Consider the following 19,612-nt stretch of genomic DNA (forward strand, 5'->3'; position numbering starts at 1 on the left):
GCCGTAAACGGTAGCCCTACCTGGGTACAGGCCATAAATGGCCTCTTCTGACGAAGAGACATGATCTTCTTGAGAAGTTCCAAAGACGAAAGGAAGTTTCTTTCTATGATTTCACCTGACAAAAGCAATCTGACACAGGAAATGGATACAGATGTTATCGTCGTGGGAGCAGGTCCCGTTGGGCTGTTCCTCGCGAATGAACTGGGCCTGGCTGGCGTGCGCGTAGTGGTTCTGGAAAAACTGCCCACACGCAGCGGACAGTCAAAGGCCACCGGAGTACAGCCTCGCACGGCGGAGGTTCTGGACCTGCGCGGCCTGCTCGCAGAGCTTCAAGAGCAGGCACTGCCCCGCGATGCGGTTGGTGGTCACTTCGCCGGATTGCCGGTCCCACTGGATTATCTTCCCTGGAAGACACGCTATCCTTACCCGCTATCAATTCCCCAATGGCGGGTAGAAACGTTTCTCGAAGAGAAGCTGGCCCGGTACGCCATCCCTCTCTTACGAGGACGGGCAATCGTTGGCCTGGAACAGGACGAGTCGAGTGTGACGGCCCTCGTTAGTGGTCCAACCGGCGAGACGCACCTGCGAGCACGCTATCTGGTTGCCTGTGATGGCGGTCATAGCACGGTGCGTAAGCTCGTCGGCGTTAATTTCCCTGGTCAAGATGGTAAGTTGTCCATGGTGGTGGCCGATGTACGGCTCACCGGGGAAGCAGGCAAAGTACCCACGCGCAGCAGGCACTTCAGTGAACATATTCACCACAAAGGCAATGCAGTCGGCGTTCTTGCCCCACTCGGCGAGGGCGTCAGCCGCCTGATCTTTGGCGGCTCCGAACAGCAGAAAATGGCGCGCGATACGCCGATTACTGAAGCAGAGGTGCGTGCCGCTTTACAGGCTTCGTATGGTTCCGATGTCGAGTTGCAAGAAATCCTGTGGGCATCGCGTTTCAGCGACGCCTCACGCCAGGTTGAGCACTATCAGGTAGGCCGAGTCTTCTTCGCAGGGGATGCAGCTCATATTCACCTTCCAGCCGGTGGTCAGGGTCTCAACACGGGCATCCAGGACGCCTTCAATCTGGGCTGGAAGCTGGCCGCACAGGTGCAAGGCCACGCCCCCGCAGGGCTCCTGGAGAGCTATCACACAGAGCGCCATCCCGTAGGCGCACGTGTGCTCCAGAACACGCGTGCGCAGGGGCTGTTGATGATGCTCCAGAGCGACGAGGAGGGGGATGGGGCCGCTCTACGCGAGCTGTTCATTGATCTGATGCGCCTCCCGGACACGAATCGCTACCTTTCGGGCATGATCTCCGCTCTTGATGTACAGTATGCTATGCCGGGCGCGGACTCTTCGGAGCTGATTGGCCGCCGTATGCTTGATCTGGATCTGGATTCTTCAGCAGGTCAGACGCGTGTCAGCGAGTTATTGCATGCCGGTCGCGGTCTGCTCCTCGACCTGGGTCACCACGACGATCTGACTACCGTCGCGGTCAGATGGTCAGCGCACGTAGACTATATCCAGGCCAGTACGCCCGCTGATTTTGCTGCCAGTGCTGTCCTGATCCGCCCCGATGGCTACATCTGTTGGACCGCAGAAAACGCCAGCCTCGACGTCGAATCCGCGTTGCGCACCTGGTTTGGTTCACGCTAACTCCAAACGCATGTCTTGTCTAGGCAGGAAGAAGGCGATGCATCTGGGCGTATTTGACGGCCTGGATGCGATTATGTACGTTGATTTTCGTATAGATGTTATTCACGTGCCTTTTGACAGTTCCGACCGTGAGAATCAGCGCCTCGGCGATCTCCTGATTCGATAGGCCAGCCGCGATGTACGCTAACACTTCCAGCTCTCGCTTGCTCAAGGGATCAAGCGAGCTGGAATATTCGGTCGGACTCTCCTGCCAGGCGGCAATCTGATTGGGGTCCATTTTGGTCACAACGATGCGTGCCAGATGATAAAAGGTCTCCTCAGGCAAGCATTCAATCCAATCCATCAGTTGGCCGCCGTGCCTGGGAAAAGTAGGGGCTTCAGAATGCGTGTCATATCTGGACGTACGCGAAAATTGCTCATCAAGTGAGGAGGACTCAAGCAAGGCAGTCTGTCCCTGCATCAGCTCCTGAGGGCGGCCACTCTTCATCATATATGCCATAATTTGAAACTTCCACCATTCCTATGCATGTACGCAAATACGTATGCTCTTGCCGATAACACGATATTGTCTTGCCTTGTTTATAACAGTAGCGCGGGTTGAAGAACAATCGACTGCCAGGATGAAATTACGTCACCTTCCCGTGGATAGTTCTTCATCCATGGCTCTACCTGAGCTACACGCCAGCCTGCATGCTCTACAGGACCCCTCATATGTAGTTATTTTTAAGTATGGATAGGCCCTCAAAAAATACGTAATTATAAGTATTGCCATTTCCCAATCTTCTCAGTATTATGGGATGTAGTCAGGATGGGTTTGTAGTTCAAAAGGCGAAAAGCCGCCTTAGAAACGAGTGGATGTGAGGGGGTAGCGGTGGTGGAAATAACTCATCAGCTTCTTACATCCTCAGGCATCGCCCTTCCTTTTTCTGCCAGATCAGATCGCTCCAGACATGCCGGGCCTCTGCTTGCGCTATGCTTCTGCTGCCCGCTTTGATGCTTCTCCAGCGCTCGCCAGATCGATCCATCGACCGCTATGACATCAGCAAGCAACACGCGATCTGTGATGATGCAGCTCTCTTCGATAACACGGACATGGTCAGCTGACAGAGATGTCCGTAGATAGCCTCAACGCTCTTCAGAGCAGATACGATAGGAGGTCAGCCAATGAGCGCATGCCTTACCGCCGCACACGTGACAGACATACTGGGTCCAGATTCCCCACTGGAGCTGGCCTGGAAGAATTACTTCGGATGGGAACTGCTTTCCGATGGGATGATGATCCTCCCCTTTGCGATTGAAAAATACTATCCCGATACCCAGGCGACCGATTGGGAGCTGGCGATACTCCGTGCCGTCGTGTACAGTAGCCCCCTGAAGAACGGTCCCGTCGCTTGCTTCGATCCCAACCTGCTGCTGGGACGCTTCAAATTGAGTATGCGTCAGATCCGCCGCAAGCTCAAGGCGATGGCCGAGAAGGGACTGATCATCATCACGCCCTGCTACGACGAGCGCGGAAAAAAGACGAAACTCAAATCGTTCGACTGCAATCCCTTCCTCGACAAAATTTTCGCGTGCAGTTGTGCGCACGAAGAGTGGAAGCGCCAGCATCCCGAGATCGTGGCCAATGAGGGCCAAGAGAAAGAAGGCTTTGATGATCTGGATATGCTGGCGTATCTTGATCCCCCAGAGACATCCATGTCCTCACCTGATGAGCAATACTCGGGGACATCCATGTCCTCATCCGATGAGCAGTACTCGGGAACATCCATGTCCTCATCCGATGAGCAGTACTCGGGGACATCCATGTCCTTACCCGCAAAAAAACACCTGGGGACATCCATGTCCTCAGTCGCGGAAATGGTCGCAGGGACATCCATGTCCTCACCTGCAAAAAAACACCTGGGGACATTGGTGTCCACATCCTCCGTCTTCTCTCCTGATCAGATGCACGCGCATGCGCACACGCCCGCGCACGTTTCGAATTCGAGTAATATTATAAATAATATTACGTTACTTTCTTCGAGTTCGAACTCGAACTCGAAGAATACAAATCAAAATATAAAAATTTTAGATACGTCGAACTCGAATTCGAAACAGACACCCACGCAATTTTTTCATGGAGAGAATGATCATGCCTATATGGCTGCTACCGCTCTGGATCTGTCTCACTTGGATGAGGATAGATGTCCCTCTGACGAGGACGAGGCTTCTATACAAGCAAGCAATCAACAAGTGAGCACTCAAAATGCGGATGATGCTCGCTTTGAGCGCTGGATCGTGAGTGCTCTCGAGCAAGTAAACGAAGCAGACGAGCAGGAAGAAAAAGCATACAGAGATGGGTCCGATCTGCTGGATGATCCCGTTGATCCGGCTGAGGCTGTCCCGATGGTGGCCGTCAATGATCCAGAACTGCCGGTCATCCTCCAGAAGAGGTCCAGAGCGGCACTGCATCATATCTCCAACGACCTGCATGACGCACAGCCCAACTCATCGCGCACGCGTGCCCGCACGCTCTACAACCGACTGCTGAACATCAATCAGGTCAATGACGAGTACACCATGAACGATCCCGACCTGTACTTCTCCGATCTGATGTTCACCGTACGCGATCATATCCGCCACAAAAAATTCCGCAGCCGCGATAGCTATGGACAGCCCAATGGGATGCCGCTCTTCTTCCATGAGCTCCAGAAGCGCGTCGACGATCAGATCTCGACCATCGCGGATATGCGCCAGGATGGCAATTATCAGCGCATGTACCACGAGCGGCGCTCTGACACCGCTCAGCAGCAACGCGAGCCGGAGGAGGAGCACGTCGATGGCGCCGTCGCAGAGCTCTACTACGAGATGCACATCCGCCGCGAGATCGCGGAACGGTCGTTTACCGACGCCGAGCTGATCGCCGAGGCCCCGCGCCTGCACGTCGTGCTGTCAGACGAGGAGGCGCAGGCCCTGCTCGATGGCTCCGCCGACGAGCGACTACGCGAGTCGATCACGACCTGGGTCCGCCAGGGACTCTACTACGAGATCCTCGATGCCTACAAAAAACACTAAACGCCAGGAGATATACCGGGACCATTTCGCACTTTCCCGCAAAAAAACGATCCCCTGAAGAGAGCAAGCAAGCATACGTAGTGCTCTGTCAAAACACAGAAGGACGTTGCGTGGCAAAGGAGGATGGCCCCTTGAACCAGGCGCTCAGGCTCGCCGACGTAGCGGCGCGGCTCCGCCGTGCTGTCACTTCCCGCACGAACACGTCCCATGCGCATCTGAATGCAACGCAGACGAGACGATCCACGGTGGGAAGATCACGCAATGGAACCCCATGGGGAGCGTGGTCGGACGAGTCACAGACAGCACGAACACGTCCCATGCGCATCTGAATGCAACGCAGACGAGACGATCCACGGTGGGAAGATCACGCAATGGAACCCCATGGGGAGCGTGGTCGGACGAGTCACAGACAGCACGGCGGAGCCGCGCCGCTACGTCGGTGAGCCTCTCACCCCATCGCCTTCTGGAGCTGTTTTGGACACACATCACCAATACCGCATCGGCGCGATGACTTTTGACAGAGTACTTACTACCTCTCCGGGGGTACGCATATAAAAATGTACCCAAAGATACATGTAATATCGCGGTGGCATCGGTACACTATGACCATATCAACGCTCTGGACAATCTGGTCCGGGAGAGCCACACGCGACACTTGCGAGCAAAGGTTCTTGCGAAAACGAAGTGAGAGCAAAGAGTTCCTTTTTCCAGGAGAACTACATCGAGACCAAATAGAGAATGAAAGAAGGGTTATCTTGTGATAAGCGATACACAACATAGTGCAGTGCATCTTTCTACCGGAAAGAAAGAACTCTTGCGAAGACTGAAGAAGCAGGAGGGTATTGTCTCTGCCGAGGTGAGCACCAGCTTAAAGCCGATCGTCAAAAAGGAGGGGGAACTTTTCGCCCTCTCATTCGCTCAGCAGCGACTCTGGCTCTTAGACCAGCTCGATCCGGGAGCAGCTATCTACAACATTCCGCTGGCACTGCACTTGCGTGGGAAGGTTGATACCGATGCTCTCATGCAGGCTCTGACCGAGATTGTGCGTCGCCATGAGGTTTTTCGTACCGCCTTCGTCGCGATCGATGGCGTCCCCTGGCAAAGCATCGTGGCTCCGACACCTTTCCAGCTGCCGATCGTGAGCCTGGTTCATCTGGACGCCGAGCAGCGACAGGTGCAGGCTTTGCAGATGGTCACTGCGGAGGCGGAGCTTCCCTTTGATCTGACGGCGGGAGAGCTGCTACATGGTCAGCTGCTCAAGCTGGATGAGGAAGAGTATATCCTGAACCTGTCGATGCATCACATCGCATCGGACGCGTGGTCGGTTGAAATCTTCTGCAAAGAGCTGCTCACCCTGTATCAAGATTTCGCCGCCGGAAAAGCATCTTCGCTGCCAGAACTGCCACTACAATATATCGATTATGCCATCTGGCAGCGTCAATGGCTCCAGGGCAAGACGCTTGAGCGGCAGATCGGTTACTGGAAAAATCAATTGCAGGGCTCACCGGCTTTATTGCAGCTACCAACCGATCAGGCCCGCCCAGCGCATCAGACCTTTCGCGGCGCGACGACGTCATTCCAGATCTCGCCACGCCTGACCGCAGAGCTCAAAGAGCTCAGTCAACGTGAAGGGGTGACGCTCTTCATGACCCTGCTCGCGGCCTTCAAGGTCTGGCTATCCCATCACACACAGCAAGATGATATCCCCGTTGGCACGCCGATTGCCAATCGTCAGCGCACCGAGCTTGAGCAGTTGATTGGTTTCTTCATCAATACGCTGGTGCTGCGGACAAATCTGTCCGGGAATCCGAGCTTCCGCGAAGTTTTGCAGCGCGTCCGCGACGTTACGCTGGACGGATTTAGTCATCGCGAGGTGCCGTTTGAGATGGTGGTCGATGCGCTCCAGGTTGAACGCAATTTAAGCTACTCGCCACTGTTCCAGGTCCTCTTTACGCTCCAGACCGAGATGCCTTCTGCGCTGCAACCCGAGAGTCTCGCCGTGTCACAGATAGATGAGGAGAACAAGGTCGCCAAGTTTGATCTGCTCTTAGCCCTGGTTGATGAAGAAAAAAATGGGGAAGCCATTATCACCGGAAACTTTGAGTATAACTGCGACCTCTTCAACGCGGACACAATTGACCGCTTCATTCAACGCTTTCAGACACTCCTGGAGACATTGGTCGCGCAACCTGAACTCTCGCTCTCCGAACTGGCCTGGTTCGCCGCCGCCGAGCGCGAGCAGGTAGTCAGCCGTTGGAACACGCATCAGCTGGATGCTCTACAGGACAAACTTGTCCATCGATTTTTTGAAGAGCAAGCCGCACGCACGCCCGGACAATTGGCCTTGAGCGCCAATGGAGTGGAACTAAGCTACTCCCAGATAGAGCAGCAGGCGAATCAGCTGGCTCACGCCTTACGCAAGCGTGGAGTTGGTCCCGAAGTGATTGTCGGCCTCAGTTTGCCCCGTAGCGCGGATCTGATCGTCGCCATGCTTGGTATCCTCAAGGCGGGCGGAGCCTATCTCCCACTCGACCCCAACTATCCGGCGGAGCGCCTGCACTTTCAGTATCAGGACACGCAAGCCAGCCTCCTCATCACCAATACGCAGCAGGCCAGCCTGTGGGAAGGAATTATCCAGCCAGAGAGCACGCTCTTTCTCGATCAGGAACGCGCCAGTCTGGCTCAGGAAGAGACGACATGCGTTGAAGGGATCGCCGCAAACCCGGAGCAGTTAGCTTACATCATCTATACATCTGGCTCGACCGGCAAGCCGAAGGGCGTCTGCATCACGCATCGCAACGCCGAGGCATTGATCTCCTGGGGCAAGCAGGAATACTCGTCCACCGACTTACAGGGCGTCCTGGCCGGCACATCGATATGCTTCGATCTATCGGTCTTTGAGATCTTCGTCCCACTCAGCACCGGAGGCACAATCTATCTGGTCGAGAACGCGCTTCATCTGCCGACCGGAGCAGCTCGCGAGCGGATCACACTGCTCAACACGGTCCCATCTGTCATGCGCCAGTTGATGCAGAGTGAGAGCATTCCACAATCCATACGCGTCATCAATCTGGCAGGAGAGCCTCTACCGCAGGCACTGGTGCAGGATCTGTATCAGTTGCCCAACGTCGAGCGCATCTATAACCTGTACGGCCCAACCGAGGATACCACATACTCGACCGGCGAGCTGATCAGCAAAGACAATGCAGGCGAACCTTCCATCGGACGTCCGTTAGGACATCGACAGACATATCTGCTGGATGAGCATGGCTCGCCAGTTCCGGTCGGGGTGATCGGCGAGATCTACCTGGGAGGTGCAGGCGTGACGCGAGGCTATCTGGGACGTCCCAGACTGACCGCCGAGCGCTACATTCCCAATCCCTTTAGCGAACAGCCTGGCGCTCGTCTCTATCGGACCGGCGATCTGGCGCGTTGGACAGCCGCTGGAAAACTAATCTATCTGGGTCGCCAGGATAATCAGATCAAGCTACGCGGCTTCCGCATTGAGCTCGGAGAGATCGAGCATAGCCTGTCGCAGCATGCGGACATACAACTCAGTGCCGTCATCGTGCGGAAAGATCTGACCGGAGCCGAGCAGGTCCTGGTAGCATATATCGCTCCACGCGAAGGAGCAGAGCTGTCAGCCATAAAGCTCCGCACATTTTTACAGCAAACGCTTCCGGATCATATGCTTCCAACCTTCTTCGTCTTTCTGCCGACGCTGCCACAAACGACCAGCGGCAAGATCGATCGACAGGCCCTGCTGGCGACCAGACTGAGCGTAGAGACTGACTCCGAAGAGATACTGTTCCCACGCGATAGCGTTGAGGAGGCAATCGCTGAGATCTGGAGCCAGGTGCTCGGTCGCGAGGCGATCGGGATACGCGATAATTTCTTTGAGCATGGTGGACATTCTCTACTCGGAGCGCAAGTCATTTCGCGCCTGCGGACAATCATGGGAGTTGAGCTTCCGTTACGCCGTCTGTTTGAGGCGCCGACGATTGAGGGATTAGCAGAAGCTGTAGTGCAAGCGCGTCAGGAAGAGCATCACCTGCTCCAGCCGCCGATCACACGCGTACCTCGTGACTGGTCAAAATCGCCATCGATCCCGCTCTCGTACGCGCAGCAGCGCCTCTGGATACTCGATCGCCTTGATCCAAACATGACCACTTATAATATGCCCTTTGCCTGGAACATCGTTGGACAGCTCAATCGTGAAGCGCTGGAACTCAGCCTCAACGAGATCGTGAAGCGCCATGCGATACTGCGCACCGCCTTTCCAATTAAAGGTGACATTCCTGTCCAGGCGATCACGCGCCCGGGGACATTTATGTCCCTCCCATTCACGGACCTGAGCGATCTACCAGTTGCAGAACGTGCGCCCGAAGCAGCACGCCTGCTCACCGAGGAGGCTGAACAGCCCTTTCATCTCGCCACCGGCCCATTATGGCGCACCCATCTGATCCGCATCGACGACAGCACGCACGTCCTGTTCATCTGCATGCATCATATTATCTCCGACGGCTGGTCGCTCAACGTCATCAGACGAGAGCTGGCAACGCTCTATGCGGCGTTCTCGGAGGGACAGGACTCACCATTAGCGCCGCTGCATTTGCAGTATCTGGACTATACCATCTGGCAGCGCAACTGGTTACAGGGGGACATTTTGGACCGCCAGCTGAGCTACTGGAAAAAGCAGCTCTCCGGTGCGCCTGACCTGCTCTCCTTGCCGACAGATCGACCTCGCGGAGCGGTACAAAACTTCCGTGGAGCGAACTATCAATTTGAGATCTCGCCAGAGGTCACCGATGGCCTGAAGGCGCTCGGCTATCGTGCCGGAACCACGCTCTTCATGACCTTATTCTCGGCCTTCCAGGTCTTCCTCAATCGCTATAGCGGTCAGGATGATATCGTGGTGGGGACACCGATCGCCAATCGCACGCAAGCCGAGACCGAAGGTCTGATCGGCTTCTTCGTCAACACGCTGGCATTGCGGACAGATCTGTCCAACGACCCATCATTCCTGGACGTGCTCCATCGTGTGCGCCAGACGGTCCTGGACGCCTTTGCCTATCAGGATCTGCCATTCGAGCAAGTGATCGAAGCGATCCAGCCCGGGCGCGATCTGGGGGGACGCTCACCACTGATCCAGGTCATGTTTGTCATTCAGATGGACGGAGCTCAGGATCAAGAGATGATAGATCTTGCGCCTCTGGAGGTCACGCAGCTTCCCATTAATCAGGATACGGCCAAATTTGACCTGACTCTGGCGGTCAATCGCAATGGGCAGGGTCTCACCGCCGAGTTCGAATACAATACCGATCTGTTTGATCAGGACACAATTGTCCGCATGGGGACGCATTTCCAAACCTTAATCACAGGCATCATTGATAATCCGGCACAGACGATCGCGCATCTGCCATTGCTGACACACGAGGAGCGCCTGCTCCTGCAACAGTGGAATGCGACTGAGAAAGTCTACTCCACCAGGCAACTGGTCTTTGAACTGGTCGAGGAGCAAGCCAGACTCAATCCCGAAGCGCCCGCGCTCTGGGATCAGGGCAGAGTCATCACCTATGCGCGACTCAACCAGCAGGCCAATCAGCTGGCGCGCGTCCTCCAGGAGCAGGGAGTTGAGCCCGGTCGCTACGTAGGTATGTATGTCCAGCGCAGCATCGAGATGATAGTGGGCCTCTTAGCCATCTTCAAAGCGGGAGCAGCCTACTTACCAATCGATCCATCGACCCCGCCAGCCCGCGCATCCTTGATGCTCACCGAAGCAGATGTGGCGCTCGTGCTGACCCACAAAGCAACGCTGTCTCGTCTGGCGAAGTGTGCGGTCCCCAAACTCACACTCGAGCAAGCCTGGGAGCAGCTGGGATCACAGCCAACGGCGAACCTGCCGCGCACCATCACAGCGGATTATCCGGCCTATGTGATCTATACATCCGGCTCGACAGGCGCACCGAAAGGCGTCATTATCAGCCATCGAGCGCTACTCAACCTGATCTTCTGGCATCAGGAAGCTTATGAAATCACGGCCGCCGACAGAGCCACGCAGCTTGCCAATCTCGGCTTTGACGCCACCGTAGCGGAGATCTGGCCCTATCTGACCATTGGAGCACATCTCTATCTGGTTGACGAGAAATCGCGACTCTCTCCGAACATCCTGATCCCCTGGCTGGCCAAGCACGAAATCAGCGTCGCATTCCTGCCAACGGCACTGGTAGAGATGGCTTTACATCTGAAATGGCCTGCCTCGACACGCCTGCGCTTACTACTCACAGGTGGAGATCAACTCCATCGCACGCCGTCCGAGGATATGCCATTCACGCTGGTTAATCAATACGGCCCCACGGAAAATACCGTGGCTGCATCCTGGATACCGATTTCAGCGCAGCCGCAGGAGAATCGCTTACCAACGATTGGACGTCCGATCACCAACACGCAGCTGTACGTACTCAATCGCGTCGGCGAGATGCAGCCCATCGGCGTGCCCGGAGAGCTCTTTATCGGAGGAAAGAGCGTGGCGCAAGGCTATCTCGGCAAGCCGGCCCAGACCGCAGCGCGTTTCGTAAACGATCCTTTTAGCGGACAGCCTGGCGCTCGTCTCTATCAGACCGGCGATATGGCTCGCTACCTTCCCGATGGCACAATCGAGTTCCTGGGTCGCCGCGATCAGCAGATCAAGATCCGAGGATTTCGCATCGAGCTGGGCGAGATCGAGATGCTGCTACTCAGTTATCCTGGAGTGCGTGAAGCGGTCGTTGTGCTCAGCGAGAGCCTCTCCGGCGAGAAGCGCCTGATGGCCTATGTGGTGCCACAGGATAACGTCACGCTGACCAAAGATAAGCTGCGTACCTATCTCAAAGAGCAGTTGCCGGATTATATGTTACCTGCCTCTTTCTCTTTGATAGACGAGCTACCTCTGACAGCGCATGGAAAAGTCGATCGCCAGACGCTCTCTCAGCGCCGTGCGTTAAACGCATCCACGCCCGAGCAATATATTGCTCCACGGGATGCCATCGAATTGCAACTGGCTTCGATCTGGGAGCGCTTATTAGGGGTAAGTCCGATTGGGATCACAGACAACTTCTTTCAGCTCGGTGGGCATTCGCTGCTCGGAGTGCGACTGCTCTCCCAGATCCAGCGCCTGTTCCAGATAGATCTTCCGCTATCCACGCTCTTTGAGGGAGCCACGATTGCTCAGCTCAGCGAGATCATGCGGCAGCAGGGAGAGCAGACAACTTCACGCTCACTGGTTGAGATCCAATCAACCGGGCAGAAGTCACCTCTGTTCTGTATTCATGCCGTCGGTGGAGAAGTGCTCAGCTACATGCAGCTGGCGCATCATCTCGGAACCGATCAACCAGTCTATGGACTGCAATCCTTCGCCGTGCATGCGCTCCAGGAGAGAGCACCCTCGATCGAAGAGATGGCAGCTCATTATATAGAAGCCATACGCACGCAGCAACCGGAGGGTCCATATCAGCTGTGCGGCTGGTCAATAGGAGGGATTATCGCCTTTGAGCTGGCGCGACAACTTCAGGCCAGCGGCCAACAGGTCTCATTCCTGGGCATCATCGACAGCTACCTGCCCGATGCCGATGAGGATGAGAGCGAACGCACACTACTGGCCCAATTTATTAGCGATCTAGTGAAAGGAGCGGATACCACATTCATCCAGAGCGCCATCGAGATACCCGACGTGTCAGCGGAGACACAGCTAGAATATCTCTTATTAGAGGTTCAACGAGCCAACATCCTGCCCTCTGGAGTCGATCTCGCCTACATCACACGCCTGTTCACGACCTTCAAAAAGAATAGAATAGCCTTCTCTCAGTACAAGCTGCAAGAGTATGCAGGTCCAGTCGACCTCTTCCAGGCCAGCGCCTTCTCGCAGAATGGTGCAGACGAGCTCACGCACGGCTGGAACCAATTTGCGACCCAGATCATCGAGACCCACACCTTACCAGGTGATCACTATACCATTCTCCAGGACCCGCACGCCGAAGTTCTGGCGAGACAGATCCAGGGCCGTCTCCAGGGATAAGATCAAGCTGATCTCATCCCTGATAGGCGCACGACATTTCGTTGGTTGAGTAAAAATTTCACGTCAAAGAATTCATGCTAAAGAAGGAGCAATCACATCATGGAAAGCAACAAAACTCTGATCAAGACCTTTCTCGCTCGCTACATCCAGAACTACGATCTGCAAGATGACCAGGATATCTTCGCACTGGGCTTCGTAAACTCGCTGTTTGCGATGCAGCTGGTACTGTTCGTCGAGAAGGACTTCGGCATCGAGGTCAGCAACGACGATCTGGATATCGACAATTTCCGCACCGTCAACGCCATTGCAGCTCTGATTGAGAAGAAGACGACATCAGAAGTAGCATCCGTCAATTAGCCAATGCCAGTTATGGAGCAATGTATGCGTATAGAACTGACGCCACAACAGCAAGAGAGTCAGGATAGCTTTCGAGCCTTTGTGCAAGCAGAGATACAGCCCAATGCCGACCGCTACGATCGCGAGGAGCGCGTGCCCCTGGAGATCATTCAGCGCATGGCGCAGCAAGGATATCTCGGTGCCATTATCTCTCCGGAGTATGGTGGCACCGGCATGGATATGATCACCTTTGGACTGCTCAATGAAGCGCTCGGCCGGGGATGCTCGTCTTTGCGCAGCCTGCTCACTGTCCATAGCATGGTCAGCTACGCCATCTCGCGCTGGGGAAGCAAAGCGCAGAAAGCCTACTGGCTCCCGCGCCTGGCTTCGGGCCAGACGATCGCGGCCTTTGGACTGAGTGAGCCCGAAGTCGGAAGCGACGCCAAAAGTATCCAGACGACGGCCACGTCCAACGAGCAGGGATACAGCTTGCAGGGCCATAAAAAATGGATGACCTATGGTCAGATCGCCGATCTTTTCTTAATCTTCGCACGCAACGGATCAAGCGTCTCAGCCTTTCTGGTCGAGCGTGACACGCCCGGCTTCTCGACAAGTCCGATCACAGGCATCCTGGGGACACGCGCCTCGATGGTCGCCGAGCTATTCCTGAACGATTGCCAGATCCCGGCCCAGAATCAGCTGGGAGGACGCGGCTTCGGCCTGGCCTCCATCGCCAGCTCGGCCCTCGATGTCGGACGCTACTGCGTCGCCTGGGGATCGGTCGGCATCCAGCGAGCCTGCCTGGAGGACTCTCTGAGCTACAGCAGTCAGCGCAAGCAATTCGGAGTCTATCTCAAAGAGCACCAGTTGATACAGCAGATGCTTACCGAGATGATCACCAATCTGAGTGCGGCCCGGCTACTCTGCCTGCAAGCAGGCTACTCCAAAGAGCAGGGAGATCCCAATACCGTGATGCAAACCTGGATAGCCAAGTATTTTGCATCCGTCAAAGCCAGCCAATCGGCCAACGACGCCGTCCAGCTGCACGGAGCCAACGGCTGTAGCAGCGATTACTCGGTGCAGCGCTATCTGCGCGATTCCCGCGTGATGGAGATTATCGAGGGCAGCACGCAGATTCAGCAGATCACCATCGCCAGCGGCGGATACCAGTAGCGTCGTATGCAAGCATCCAAAACAGATCCGCAAAGCCGTGAGGTGATAGGCCAGCAGACGTAGCGCCGTGGTCTTGCGCCCGGCGGCCACGTGACGTATGATCCGCTCGTTTTTGCCACCCAATGCGGCAAGATAAGACGAAATATCGTCGATGGGGGACGTTTCCGTACGTGAACTGGCCGCCGGGTACGTCGCGATCAAGCGAATTACAAGACCACGGCGCTACGTGGGTGAGCGTCTCATCCCATCGCCTTTCGGGCATGTTTGGGAGACGCGTCTCCGATGCGACAGAGACGCGATGACAGTTGATAAAGCATTACGTTTGAAAACATGACCAGGTAAAATTATGGAAAGGGCCAACATCAGGATGATACAGCAAGCACCCGCCAAAAAGGCACAGGCAGTCGGCACCATCAAGTGCGTTATCTGGGATCTGGATAACACGTTGTGGGATGGTACTCTACTTGAGGATCAACAGGTACAGTTGCGCACGCATGTGATCGAGATCATCAAGACGCTGGATCAGCGCGGCATCCTGCACTCGATCGCCAGCAAAAACGATCACGACACGACGATGCAGAAGTTGAAGGAGTTGGGCATCCAGCAGTACTTCCTCTATCCACAGATCGGCTGGAACGCCAAATCGAGCGCCATCGAGACCATCGCCAAATCGATCAACATAGGCAAGGACACGCTGATCTTCGTCGACGACCAGGGCTTTGAGCGTGAGGAAGTCGCGCATGTGCATCCGCAGGTCCTCTGCCTCGACATCGCAGGCATCGAGCAGATCCTGGACTTCCCGGGGACCAATCCACGCTTTATCACCGAGGATTCGGCAAAGCGTCGCCAGATGTATCAGAGCGACGTCGAGCGCAATCAGGCCGAACAGGAATACGTTGGCCCGACCGAGGAGTTCCTGGCTACTCTGGATATGGTTTTCACCATCACGACCGCCGAGGAGAAAGATCTGCAACGAGCGGAAGAATTAACCGTCCGCACGCATCAATTAAACACGACAGGCTATACCTACTCATATGACGAACTGAACGCCTTCCGCATCTCAGAGGATCATCAACTCCTCATCGCCGGACTGGAAGACAAGTATGGCTCCTACGGCAAGATCGGAGTAGCTCTGATCAAGTGCGAGCCCGAATACTGGACACTCAAGCTACTACTGATGTCCTGCCGCGTCATGTCGCGTGGAGTCGGCAACACCTTGATCAGTCATATCATGCGCCAGGCCAAAGCCGCTGGCGTGCGACTGCGCGCCGAGTTTGTGCCCAACGAGAAGAATCGCATGATGCTGATCACGTATAAGTTAGGAGGTTTTCGGGAGGTCGCCAATCACGACGGCATGCTGGTCTTTGAACATGACCTGACCACCATTGCCCCCGTTCCTCCTTATGTAAAACTCCACTTGCAAGAACAATCTTAATATTGCTTGCAAGTCAAACGCAGTAGCGCCGTGATCTTGTGCTCCAGATAGTGATACGTCTCCACTGAAGAGATCAAGCCAGCAGACGTAGCGCCGTGGTCTTGCGCCCGGCGGACTCGTGACGTACGTAACGCCCAATTTTGTCACACAATGCCGAAGAAGAGAAAGATCATGCTACGAATATCGTTTTACCGATCATCCTTGCTCAAAGCGACTGGCAATTGTGCATGCAGATCCTTATAGCAAGATTTTTCGTGCGTGAACTGGTCGCCAGGTACGTCGCGATCAAGCGAATTACAAGACCACGGCGCTACGTCGGCAAGCATTTACGCCTAGTGCAAAGGGGCATTCTGCCTAGCGCGATGACCTTTGACAAAGCACATATGAATTGAGGGAGAAAGAAGCTATGTCACTGCAACAAGAATTAGCGAAACGCCGAGCGGCTCTGACACCTGAGCAGATGGCTCTTTTAAAGAGCCGGATGCGCAACGAAACCATATCCACGCAGCCCATCTTGACGATTCCACCGCGTCCAGAGCGAGAGATGGCACCGGTTTCTCTGACGCAGCAGCGCGTCTGGTTTCTTGAACAATTGGAGCCTGGAAGCGGCGCTTATCACATTCCGCTGGCGCTCCGTGTGCGCGGAGCCATCAGTCAGCAGATATTGCAGGCGTGCCTGGATGAGATTGTCCGTCGCCATGAGGCGCTGCGGACAACCTTTGAGCAGCGCGATGGACAACCTGTACAGCGTATTTCTCCTACTCAATCGATTGAAATCGCTGGCTCTGAGCTGGCCGAGGATGCCGCACAGGATCTCGCTGCCCACGTGGAAAACTTTGTCCAGAGCGAGACGCAGCGACCATTTGATCTCGCCACGGGACCTCTGTTACGTGTCAGCATGTTACACATTTCGGAGCAAGAACATATCCTGGTCATGGTACTGCACCATATTATCGCCGACTTCTGGTCTGTAAATATCTTCTTTGAAGAACTGATAACGTTATATAAAGCCTATAGTCTGGGATTAGCATCTCCATTAGAGCCGCTACCTGTCCAATATCCCGATTACGCCTACTGGCAGCGCAACCTGCTCCCGGAAGAGGCTCTAGAAAAGTCGCTTGAGTACTGGCGCGAGCAGTTGGAGGAGGCTCCGACAGCGGTCAGCCTGCCACCTGATCGAACGGGGCCAATCACATCCAGTTATCGAGGCGCAACCCACTTCTTTACGCTGCCCGCCTCGTTCAAGGAGAATCTACGGGCCGCCTGTCAGCGCGAGGCAGTGACAAATTTTATGGCGCTCCTGGCAGCGCTTCAGGTCACGCTGGCACGGTATAACGGCGTCACCGACGTGATCGTTGGCTCCTCGGGAGCCAATCGTAGCGTGCCCGAAGTGGAAAAGCTGATCGGCTTCTTTGCCAACACGCTCGTTTTTCGCAGCGAATTAGCGGATAATCCAACCATCCACGAGCTGCTACAGCGCACGCGCAAGATCACCCTGGATGGTCAGAAACATCAGAATGTGCCCTTCGAGCGCACGCTTCCGGCGGACAGAGACCTCCAGCATAATCCGCTCTTCCAGGTCATGCTGGTACTGCAAAATAGCGCGATGACGACCGCTAGCTTCGAAGGAGTTACCTTCGAGGGCATCGAGATCGAGCGTGAGGATGCCAAGTTCGATCTCCTGCTCAACGTGCAGGAGCTGCCACAGGAATTAGTCTGCTATATCGAATATAACGCCGACCTCTTCTCAGCCGAATTTATCACACAATTTCAAAGGCACTACATAACGGTCCTCGACTGCTTCTGCGAGAATCCGGAGATCACAATTCAGGACATCGTTATTTTGACGCCCGAGGAACGTGCGCAACAGATCCAGAGCTGGAACCAGACCGAGCAGGACTATCCGACGACACGTCTGCTGCACGATCTGTTTACCGAACAAGCGGCTCGCACACCAAACTCGATTGCGCTCCAGGATGATCAGAGGAAGCTCACGTATCAAGAACTGGATCAGTTGACCAATCAGATCGCGCACAGCTTGCAGCGTCGGGGAGTAGGTCCGGAGGTGCTGGTCGGACTCTGTCTGGAGCGCTCGCTTGAGCAGATGGTTGGTCTCCTGGCGATCTTGAAGGCTGGCGGCACCTATGTTCCATTGGACCCAACTATGCCAGCGGAACGCATCGAAGCGATCCTGCTCGACGCGCAGATAGAACTGGTCTTGAGCAAGCAGAAGGAGTTGGAGCATCTGGAGCAGGTAGGCCGGACCTGGCTGGACCTGGAAGAGTCGGCATGGTGGGAAGATGAAAGTCAGCTCACGCCAGTCAATCAGGATCATGCCAAGCAGCTAGCCTATGTCATCTTCACCTCAGGCTCAACTGGACGACCAAAGGGTGTACTGATTACGCATAGCAACGTGATTAACCATTGCTCAGCCATCATGCAGCGCTACGACATCACGGCGGAAGACCACATCCTGCAATTCAGCTCTTTGAGCTTTGATGCCGCCGTGGAAGAGATCTTTCCCGCCTGGCTCAGCGGAGCGACACTCATCTTGCGTCCCAACGAGCTGCCCACATCGTTCGAGCAATTTCACGCCTGGCTGGAAGAGCACCAGATCAGCATCGTCGACCTACCGACAGCTTACTGGCACGTGTGGGCGCAGGAACTGGCCCGACATCCACTACCGTTACCGCCGACATTACGCCTGGTCATCATTGGCGGAGAAAAAGCCGATGGTGAGCGCTGGCGTCAATGGGAGGAGCAGGTAGGCAATCAAGTCGTCTTGAGCAATACCTATGGTCCCACCGAGACAACCGTGACCGCGCTCGCTTACGATGTCCCAACGACACTTTCACCTGCCGAAAAAATCGGCGCCTTTCCTATCGGCAATCCGCTCTCCAACGTCATCAGCTATGTCCTGGACGAGCGACAGGAACTCGTGCCATTGGGCGTGCGCGGAGAATTATATGTCGGCGGAGCCGGAGTCAGTCGAGGCTATCTGGGACAGGCAAGGAGTACGGGAGAACGCTTTGTTCCTGATCCATTCAGCGGAGAAGAGGGCAGGCGCATGTATCGGACTGGCGATCGCGTCTATCGGAGGCGAGACGGCGAGATCGTCTATGTCGAGCGCCTGGATCAGCAAGTCAAGCTGCGCGGTTTCCGCATCGAGTTGGGAGAGATCGAGCAAGCCCTGCGCAGTCAGCCAGAGATTCAGGAAACGGTCGTGCTGCTACGCGAAGATCTTCCCGGACATCCTCAGCTCGTCGCCTATCTCTTGCCGCAGAGCGACAGCACGTTCAACCTACCAGAGGTACAGGAGCGATTGAGAAATGTCTTGCCCGAGTACATGCTTCCTTCGGCCTATGTGATCATCGACGCTTTCCCATTAACCGTCAGCGGAAAGATCAATCGCAAAGCGCTCCCGGCAGTCGAACTGAATCCGCTCGCAGAGATAGAAGACTATGTGGCACCAACCACCGAACTTGAAGAAGTGCTCACAGACATATGGCGCGGAGTGCTCAATCAGGAGCGCATCGGCGTCCATCATAACTTCTTCACCCTGGGTGGACACTCCTTGCTGGCAACACAATTATTGGCTCGCGTCTACGAAACATTTGAGGTTGAACTCCTCCTACGCCCATTTTTTGACAAACCAACAATCGCCGGGATTGCCGAGATGCTATTGCAAGATGAAGAGACACGCGAAAGTGTTGAAACGACTGCACATCTACTATTATCGATTGCCAATCTTTCAGAAGATGAAGTCGATGCAATGCTGCAAGAATAATTACATCTTGAGTTAAAAAAACACCTATCAATCCAGTCATAAAAGGATGCACATCGACGCAGAAAATACTGCCAATTATCATGCACAGGGAGTTGTTGAGACGCATGAAATCAAAAGGAACAGGCAT

General features: G+C 55.1%; 10 protein-coding genes. 8 read left to right on the forward strand and 2 right to left on the reverse strand.

All coding sequences use genetic code 11. The annotated features are described in order from the left end of the window. Positions 1-105: 105 nt before the first annotated feature. Entirely contained in the window at positions 106-1,647 is a 1,542-nt protein-coding gene (locus AC27N8_RS03830; protein ID WP_487064117.1) for an FAD-dependent monooxygenase, read from the forward strand. 19 nt (positions 1,648-1,666) lie between these two features. Here the strand turns inward: AC27N8_RS03830 and AC27N8_RS03835 are convergent, their stop codons facing one another. Next, a complete protein-coding gene (locus AC27N8_RS03835; RefSeq protein WP_487064119.1) occupies positions 1,667-2,146 on the reverse strand; it encodes a response regulator transcription factor in 480 nt (159 codons plus the stop codon). Positions 2,147-2,811: 665 nt separating this feature from the next. Here AC27N8_RS03835 and AC27N8_RS03840 point away from each other — a divergent pair. The 5 genes from AC27N8_RS03840 to AC27N8_RS03860 all read left to right on the forward strand — a co-directional run bounded on the left by AC27N8_RS03840 (position 2,812) and on the right by AC27N8_RS03860 (position 14,263). Beyond that, positions 2,812-4,701, forward strand: a complete 1,890-nt coding sequence (locus AC27N8_RS03840; protein WP_487064121.1) for a hypothetical protein — start codon at positions 2,812-2,814, stop codon at positions 4,699-4,701. Between the two features lie 106 nt (positions 4,702-4,807). After that, positions 4,808-5,212: a hypothetical protein gene (locus tag AC27N8_RS03845; protein WP_487064123.1), complete on the forward strand. Its 405-nt coding sequence runs from the start codon at positions 4,808-4,810 to the stop codon at positions 5,210-5,212. Between the two features lie 303 nt (positions 5,213-5,515). Next, the gene (locus tag AC27N8_RS03850; protein WP_487064125.1) at positions 5,516-12,754 is read left to right on the forward strand and encodes an amino acid adenylation domain-containing protein; all 7,239 of its coding nucleotides are present in this window, start codon (positions 5,516-5,518) and stop codon (positions 12,752-12,754) included. A gap of 99 nt (positions 12,755-12,853) precedes the next feature. After that, on the forward strand, positions 12,854-13,111 hold the full coding sequence (locus AC27N8_RS03855; RefSeq protein WP_487064127.1) for an acyl carrier protein: 258 nt from the start codon (positions 12,854-12,856) through the stop codon (positions 13,109-13,111). Between the two features lie 24 nt (positions 13,112-13,135). Then, the gene (locus AC27N8_RS03860; RefSeq protein ID WP_487064129.1) at positions 13,136-14,263 is read left to right on the forward strand and encodes an acyl-CoA dehydrogenase family protein; all 1,128 of its coding nucleotides are present in this window, start codon (positions 13,136-13,138) and stop codon (positions 14,261-14,263) included. Here the strand turns inward: AC27N8_RS03860 and AC27N8_RS03865 are convergent. Beyond that, positions 14,235-14,525, reverse strand: coding sequence for a hypothetical protein (locus tag AC27N8_RS03865; RefSeq protein WP_487064131.1), 291 nt, complete (start codon positions 14,523-14,525; stop codon positions 14,235-14,237). The two genes, AC27N8_RS03860 and AC27N8_RS03865, sit on opposite strands and share 29 nt — an antisense overlap. Before the next feature lie 105 nt (positions 14,526-14,630). Between AC27N8_RS03865 and AC27N8_RS03870 the strand changes: the two genes are divergently transcribed. Together AC27N8_RS03870 and AC27N8_RS03875 are read left to right on the forward strand one after the other, a co-directional pair. After that, positions 14,631-15,698 carry an HAD-IIIC family phosphatase gene (locus tag AC27N8_RS03870; protein WP_487064133.1) on the forward strand — a complete coding sequence of 356 codons (1,068 nt, stop codon included), beginning with the start codon at positions 14,631-14,633 and terminating at the stop codon, positions 15,696-15,698. Between the two features lie 406 nt (positions 15,699-16,104). Then, positions 16,105-19,485, forward strand: a complete 3,381-nt coding sequence (locus AC27N8_RS03875; RefSeq protein ID WP_487064135.1) for a non-ribosomal peptide synthetase — start codon at positions 16,105-16,107, stop codon at positions 19,483-19,485. Positions 19,486-19,612: the final 127 nt, after the last annotated feature.

Source organism: Dictyobacter sp. Z7_2 (genome assembly GCF_057551105.1).

What these genes read in the sequence shown, in the direction of transcription:
- AC27N8_RS03835 (WP_487064119.1), bottom strand. Translation starts at nt 2,146, where the DNA reads ATGGCATATATGATGAAGAGTGGCCGCCCTCAGGAGCTGATGCAGGGA.
- AC27N8_RS03860 (WP_487064129.1), top strand. Translation starts at nt 13,136, where the DNA reads ATGCGTATAGAACTGACGCCACAACAGCAAGAGAGTCAGGATAGCTTT.
- AC27N8_RS03865 (WP_487064131.1), bottom strand. Translation starts at nt 14,525, where the DNA reads ATGCCCGAAAGGCGATGGGATGAGACGCTCACCCACGTAGCGCCGTGG.
- AC27N8_RS03855 (WP_487064127.1), top strand. Translation starts at nt 12,854, where the DNA reads ATGGAAAGCAACAAAACTCTGATCAAGACCTTTCTCGCTCGCTACATC.
- AC27N8_RS03840 (WP_487064121.1), top strand. Translation starts at nt 2,812, where the DNA reads ATGAGCGCATGCCTTACCGCCGCACACGTGACAGACATACTGGGTCCA.
- AC27N8_RS03870 (WP_487064133.1), top strand. Translation starts at nt 14,631, where the DNA reads ATGATACAGCAAGCACCCGCCAAAAAGGCACAGGCAGTCGGCACCATC.
- AC27N8_RS03875 (WP_487064135.1), top strand. Translation starts at nt 16,105, where the DNA reads ATGTCACTGCAACAAGAATTAGCGAAACGCCGAGCGGCTCTGACACCT.
- AC27N8_RS03830 (WP_487064117.1), top strand. Translation starts at nt 106, where the DNA reads ATGATTTCACCTGACAAAAGCAATCTGACACAGGAAATGGATACAGAT.